Source organism: uncultured Sunxiuqinia sp. (assembly GCF_963974515.1).
GTDB lineage: Bacteria > Bacteroidota > Bacteroidia > Bacteroidales > Prolixibacteraceae > Sunxiuqinia.
Genome location: NZ_CAXBDD010000154.1, coordinates 1 through 6,113, shown reverse-complemented (window position 1 = coordinate 6,113; position 6,113 = coordinate 1). Strand labels below are relative to the sequence as shown.

Below are 6,113 nucleotides of genomic sequence, written 5' to 3'. Positions count from 1 at the left end.
TGGCGGGTCAACCACGGTGGAGTGGAACTCATCGGTAAAACCCACCAAGCCAATATCGTTTGGAATGTGAAGCCGGTGGTGCTTGATTTCCTTCATGGCGGCGAAGGCAACGGTATCGTTGATGCCAAATACGGCATCAGGTGGTGCTGGCAGGTTCAGCAATCGGTTCATGGCCTGTCGGGCCGATTCATGGCTGAGATTGCACTGCTCAATCAAATCCGGATCAACAGGGAGCTGGCAGGACTCCAGCCCCGCGAGATAACCGGCCAATCGTTCGCGGGAGATGTTCAGCTGCTCCGGTCCCGAAATAAAGGCGATTCTCCGGTAGCCCTGCTCAAAGAAATGCCGGGTAATTATTTTTGAAGCCTCCGTATTATCTGCCGTCACCGATGATACTTGCTCCTGCAAGCACACCCGGTCAAAGAAAACCAAGGGAATATCTTGTGCCAGTAAGCTTTCGAAATGACTGGTTTCATTGGTTTCCTGGCTCATGCAAATCAGTAATCCTTCAACCCGGGCTTTGAGTAAGTTTTCAATGGATTCTTTTTCTTTTTCAATCGACTCATTGGAACTGGCAAGTAATATGAAGTAGCCTTTTTCTTTCGCGTAACTTTCAATTCCGGCAATGATTGATGCATAAAAATGGGTCACCAAATCGGGAACAATCACCCCAATCATCCGGGTTTCCTGTTTCAGCAAACCCATGGCCAACGGGTTCGGACTGTATTTTCGGGCCAGGGCCAGTTGTTTTACTTTCTCTTTCATTTCGCGGCTGATATCCGGGTGGTCTTTCAAGGCCCGCGAAACGGTGGAGATGGAAACCTTCAGTTCCTTTGCCAAATCTTTTAAGGAGATGTGTCTGTTGCCCATGATTACTTTTCTTCAAGCAAAAATAGTCATTTCTTCCGGTTCAAGTTAGGTCCACTCATCGTGTGTTTTAGAACATTTTTATTTCTCCGCAAAGCTTTGCGGAAAGCTTTGCATGAAGATAGCTGAATATGTTGGTTTTAATAAGCGGTTGATTTATTGGATATTTACATTCATAAACCAGTGAGTAATGAGATTTAAACGCTATTGCAAAACGCTGCTTCTGGAGAATAATCCGGACTTGATTGAAGCTTACAAAAACGTTCATTCACCCGGAAATACCTGGCCCGAAATTGCGCAGGGAATGAAGGAAGTGGGCATTTTGGATATGGAAATTTATATCCACGAAAATCGCTTGTTCATGATTATGGACACGGTTGCCGATTTTGACCATGACCGGGCGATGAATGAATTGGCCGGAAAGCCACGGCAGTCAGAATGGGAAGCTTTTGTGTCCCGTTTTCAGGTGACCAGTAAAGAAGCCAGCGCCAATGAAAAATGGGTGCTGATGGAACGTATTTATGAGCTGGATCCGTCGGCAGAATATAAGGCGATTGACGGGCAGCAAAAGCAAACAAAATAACCGCATGAATGCAAGACAATTGGGTAAGACCGGAATCAGTTGCCCGGCTGTAATCTATGGAACCAGCTTTTTGGGCAATCTTTACCGCGAATTAAACGAAACAGAAAAGATGGCCTTGATCCGGGAATGGTTCCGGGTGGCCGATGGCAAGGTAATGATTGATACGGCTGGCAAATATGGAGCTGGCTTAGCCCTGGAAGTCATTGGACAGGGGCTTGAAAAACTCGGCATTGAACCGGGACAAATCTCCATCAGCAATAAGCTGGGTTGGTATCGTGTCCCCTTGAAAACGGACGAGCCAACCTTCGAACCAGGTGCCTGGGCTAATCTGAAACACGATGCCGTACAGAAAATCAGCTATGACGGAATTTTGGATTGCTGGCAGCAAGGCTGCGAGTTGCTTGGCGGAAACTATAAACCCGAACTGGTGTCGGTTCACGACCCGGATGAATACCTGGAAGCCGCTACGGATGATGCAGACCGGAAGCAGCGCCTGGATGATGTGCTGGGCGCTTACCGCGCTTTGTTCGAATTGAAGGAAAAAGGAGCGGTGCAAGCGGTCGGCATTGGCTCAAAAGACTGGCTGGTCATTAAAGAGCTGTACCCGCAGGTGCAATTCGACTGGGTGATGTTTGCCAATAAATTTACCCTCTATCATCATCCGAAGGAAATTCTTGATTTTATGAAGCAGCTGCAGGAGGATGGCGTAGGGATTATTAATTCGGCCATTTTTAATGCTGGTTTTTTAACCGGGGGCGAGTACTTTGATTACCGGCTTGTTGATGCACGAAATGAGGCTGATCAGCCTTTGTTTGAATGGCGCAATCGGTTTTTTGCGGTGTGCCAAAAATTTGGAATCGAGCCTGGTGATGCCTGCCTGAAATTTGCGCTGTCTGCGCCGCAAATTACGGCAGTTGCCCTAAATCCGAGTAAACCGAAACGAATGGCCCGCAACAAGATCATACTGGAGGAATCGTACCCGTCCGACTTTTGGCAAAGCCTGAAAAAGGCTGGAATTATTGACCCGGAGTATCCATACCTGTAAATTTTTACCGAATGATCATCGATACGCACCATCATTTTTGGAATTATAACCCGGTTGATTTTGACTGGATAGACGACGAAATGGCTTCCATCCGAAAAAACTTTCTTCCGAAGGATTTGAAAGAATCCCTTTTGGAAACCGGCGTTCAGGGAGTCGTTTCGGTTCAGGCCCGACAATCCCTTGAAGAAACAGACTGGCTGCTGGAAATGGCCGAAGAGCACGATTTTATCAAAGGTATTGTTGGCTGGCTGCCATTGGCTGCGGAGAATATTCAGCAGGTATTGGAGCAATATTCCGGCAATCCGTGGCTGAAGGGTGTCCGGCATGTAGTGCAGGGAGAATCCGACCCGGCGTTTATCCTCGGAAAAGATTTTAACCGGGGAATTTCGCAATTAAAAAACGACGGGCTGGTGTACGATATCCTGATTCTTGAACATCAACTTCCCAATACCATTCGATTCGTCGATCAGCACTCGGAACAGCAGTTTATTGTGGATCATATTGCGAAACCAAAAATAAAGCACAACGAAACTGAACCCTGGGCGCGAAACCTGAAGGAGTTGGCCCGGCGGGAAAATGTAAGCTGCAAAATCAGTGGTATGGTCACTGAAGCTGATTATCATAGCTGGACCAAAGAGCAACTTCAGCCCTATTTCGATGTGGTGCTGGAAGCTTTTGGCCCTTCGCGCCTGATGTACGGATCAGACTGGCCGGTTTGCCTGGTAGCAACCAGCTACTCAGATTGGTTAAATCTTGTCAAGGATATGTTGTCGGGTTTGAGCCCGGACGAACAGGAACAGATTTTCAGCAGAAACGCGAAGCATTTTTATCATTTGGATTGATTATCAATCATCTAATATCAAACTTTAATGAAAGCAATTGAAATAACACAACCGGGTGAAATGAAGATGGTGGATCGAGACATGCCACAAACCGGATCAGGGGATATTTTGTTGAAACTGAGTTACGTTGGATTATGTGGCTCCGACTTAAGTACTTACCTGGGGAAAAATCCACTGGTTCAGTTCCCGCGGATTCCGGGACACGAAATCTCGGCGGTGATCCAAAGCATGGGTGCCGAAGTGCCAGGCACTTTTCAACCGGGTCAGCAGGTAACCGTTGTGCCCTATACCAACTGCGGACAATGTAGCTCCTGCAAGCAGAAAAAGTTTAACGCCTGTCGTTACAACCAAACGCTGGGGGTTCAACGTGACGGGGCCATGGCTGAATACCTGGCTGTTCCCTGGCAAAAAGTGTTGGTCGATGATCGGTTGTCAGCTGTTCAGCTGGCGTTGGTTGAACCATTGACCGTTGGTTTCCATGCGGTTGATAATGGAAAAGTGACCGATTCGGATACGGTGGTTATTTTTGGTTGCGGTATGATTGGCAGCGGCGCGATTGTGCGTTCGCATTTGAGGGGCGCTAACGTCGTGGCTGTTGATCTGGACGATTCGAAACTGGCGATCGCCCAAAAGCTCGGAGCCAACCATATCATCAATTCAAACTCTCAGGATTTGCATGAAGAACTGGAAAAGATAACCGGCGGGCATGGACCTTCCGTTGTTATTGAGGCGGCCGGCAGCCCGGTGACATACAAAGCGGCGATTGAAGAAGTGGGCTTTGGCGGGCGGGTGGTCTGCATTGGTTATGCGGGAAACGAGATTTCATTTCCAACGAAACTGTGGGTGCAAAAGGAATTGGAAATTATGGGCTCGCGCAATGCCAACCCATCCGATTTCGAAGCCGTCATGAAATATCTGAAAAACAGCGGCCTGGATGAAAATCTGCTGGTCTCACGAGTTATCCCCTGTGAAGAAGTCCCGCAGGCCATGCAGGACTGGTCGGAAAATCATGGTAAGATCTTGAAGATATTGGTTCGATTTTGATTTTTGCATGAATGATAAACGCGTAGAAATATCGATTAAAATAACCAACTAAACTTGATGATATGAAACGGATAACATGCTATTTATTAGTCGGAACCTTATTTTTGGTGGGTGGGTGCAATTCTGCCTCAAAAGAGCAACCGGCAACTTACACCGAAGACTGGGTATCGCTCGCAGATCACAATGAAGAACCTGCCTGGTTTCAGGATGCCAAATTCGGTATTTATTTTCATTGGGGAGTTTATTCCGTTCCCGCTTTTGGAGATGAATGGTATCCGCGAAATATGCATTTTGAGGACCGGAAGGAATACCAGTATCATGTCGATACCTATGGGCCCCTTTCTGAATTTGGATACCATGATTTTGTACCCATGTTTAAGGCTGAACAGTTTAACGCGAAACAATGGGCTGATTTGTTTGAAAAAGCCGGAGCCCGATTTGCCGGCCCTGTAGCCGAGCATCACGATGGTTTTTCGATGTGGGCCAGTGATGTGACTCCATGGAATGTCGGGGATAAAGGCCCTCGAAGAGATATTACCGGGGAATTGAAGGAGGCAATTTCGGCCAGGGGAATGAGGTTGATCACCACGTTTCATCATGCCCGTAATTTGCAGCGTTATTCCGGTGTGGAAGGTGAAAAGGACTTTTGGCATAGCCACTATCCCCTTTTTGAGGGATCGGCACCTGCCAGTGATGATCCGGAGCTAAATTATTTGTACGGTAACTTGCCCGAGGAACAATGGCTGGAAGAAGTCTGGTTTGGAAAGCTAAAAGAAGTCATTGACAACTATCAACCTGATATTATCTGGTTTGACTCGTGGCTGGATCAGATTCCTGAAGAATACCGGAAAAAGTTTTGCGCCTATTACCTGAATGAAGCAAAAAAATTGGACAAGGAAGTGGTTATTGTGCGAAAGCAGGATGATTTGCCTTTGGATGTAAGTGTGGATGATCTGGAAAAATCGCGCAAAAACAAGATGGGCGAGAAAGTGTGGATGACTGATGAAACCCTGAGTACCGGGAGCTGGTGCTATACCGAAAACCTTCAGATTAAACCCGCCGCCGACGTGATGCATGTTTTAATCGATATTGTTAGCAAAAACGGTGTGCTGTTGCTCAATATTTCGCCTAAAGCCGACGGAACCATCCCCGAAGATCAGCAGGACGTCTTACTGAAGATGGGCCATTGGCTGGATCAATATGGCGAAGCGATCTATGAAACCCGTCCTTGGCATACCTATGGCGAAGGGCCAACAGTGGAGCCGGAAGGTGATTTCGAAAACCACCAGGAGTTTCTGAAAATTAAGTATACAACGGATGACGTCCGCTACACCACGAAGGGCAATGTCATTTATGCCATGATTTTAGGGGTGCCCGACCCGTCAAAACCGCTGCTGATGAAGGCCTTTTCTCCAAGAAGTCCGGGGACTGAAATGACTATTAAACAGGTCAGGGTCTTGGGTTCGGACCAGCCCGTCGATTGGAAGTTGGATGAAAATGGACTGTCGATTATGCCTGGTTATCCGGTTACTGATGATATGGCACAGGTTTTTAAGATTGAAATTTGAAAGGAGTCAAGATGAAATAGCATTCGAATAATTCGACCCGAGACTGCTGTACCAATCCGATTTTTTATTATTGAGCGATTGAAACAAAAGGATTTTAAGATCCTATATCCAGGCTGTTCTAAAGCACAAAGGTTTGTTGTTCCTTGTTATTTCCTAATTTTGCT

6 protein-coding genes are annotated in these 6,113 nt (G+C 46.9%); 5 read left to right on the top strand and 1 reads right to left on the bottom strand.

Annotation, left to right across the window (positions count from 1 at the left end; translation table 11 throughout):
• Window positions 1-870 (bottom strand): LacI family DNA-binding transcriptional regulator (locus AAC033_RS18010; RefSeq protein WP_339740721.1); only part of this gene is annotated, 870 nt, incomplete at its 3' end.
• A gap of 187 nt (window positions 871-1,057) precedes the next feature.
• Here AAC033_RS18010 and AAC033_RS18005 point away from each other — a divergent pair.
• From AAC033_RS18005 to AAC033_RS17985, 5 genes are all read left to right on the top strand, one after another.
• Complete coding sequence (locus AAC033_RS18005; RefSeq protein WP_339740719.1) at window positions 1,058-1,450, top strand: L-rhamnose mutarotase; 393 nt, start codon at window positions 1,058-1,060, stop codon at window positions 1,448-1,450.
• Between the two features lie 4 nt (window positions 1,451-1,454).
• Complete coding sequence (locus AAC033_RS18000; RefSeq protein WP_339740717.1) at window positions 1,455-2,495, top strand: aldo/keto reductase; 1,041 nt, start codon at window positions 1,455-1,457, stop codon at window positions 2,493-2,495.
• Window positions 2,496-2,506: 11 nt separating this feature from the next.
• Window positions 2,507-3,337 (top strand): amidohydrolase family protein, encoded by an 831-nt coding sequence (locus AAC033_RS17995; protein ID WP_339740715.1) that lies wholly within the window; start codon window positions 2,507-2,509, stop codon window positions 3,335-3,337.
• A gap of 27 nt (window positions 3,338-3,364) precedes the next feature.
• Complete coding sequence (locus AAC033_RS17990) at window positions 3,365-4,381, top strand: zinc-binding alcohol dehydrogenase family protein (protein WP_339740713.1); 1,017 nt, start codon at window positions 3,365-3,367, stop codon at window positions 4,379-4,381.
• 62 nt (window positions 4,382-4,443) lie between these two features.
• Complete coding sequence (locus tag AAC033_RS17985) at window positions 4,444-5,949, top strand: alpha-L-fucosidase (protein ID WP_339740710.1); 1,506 nt, start codon at window positions 4,444-4,446, stop codon at window positions 5,947-5,949.
• Window positions 5,950-6,113 lie beyond the last annotated feature (164 nt).

Excerpts from the sequence above, each read along its gene's own strand:
- AAC033_RS18000 (WP_339740717.1), top strand. The coding sequence starts at position 1,455 with ATGAATGCAAGACAATTGGGTAAGACCGGAATCAGTTGCCCGGCTGTA.
- AAC033_RS17990 (WP_339740713.1), top strand. The coding sequence starts at position 3,365 with ATGAAAGCAATTGAAATAACACAACCGGGTGAAATGAAGATGGTGGAT.
- AAC033_RS17985 (WP_339740710.1), top strand. The coding sequence starts at position 4,444 with ATGAAACGGATAACATGCTATTTATTAGTCGGAACCTTATTTTTGGTG.
- AAC033_RS18005 (WP_339740719.1), top strand. The coding sequence starts at position 1,058 with ATGAGATTTAAACGCTATTGCAAAACGCTGCTTCTGGAGAATAATCCG.
- AAC033_RS17995 (WP_339740715.1), top strand. The coding sequence starts at position 2,507 with ATGATCATCGATACGCACCATCATTTTTGGAATTATAACCCGGTTGAT.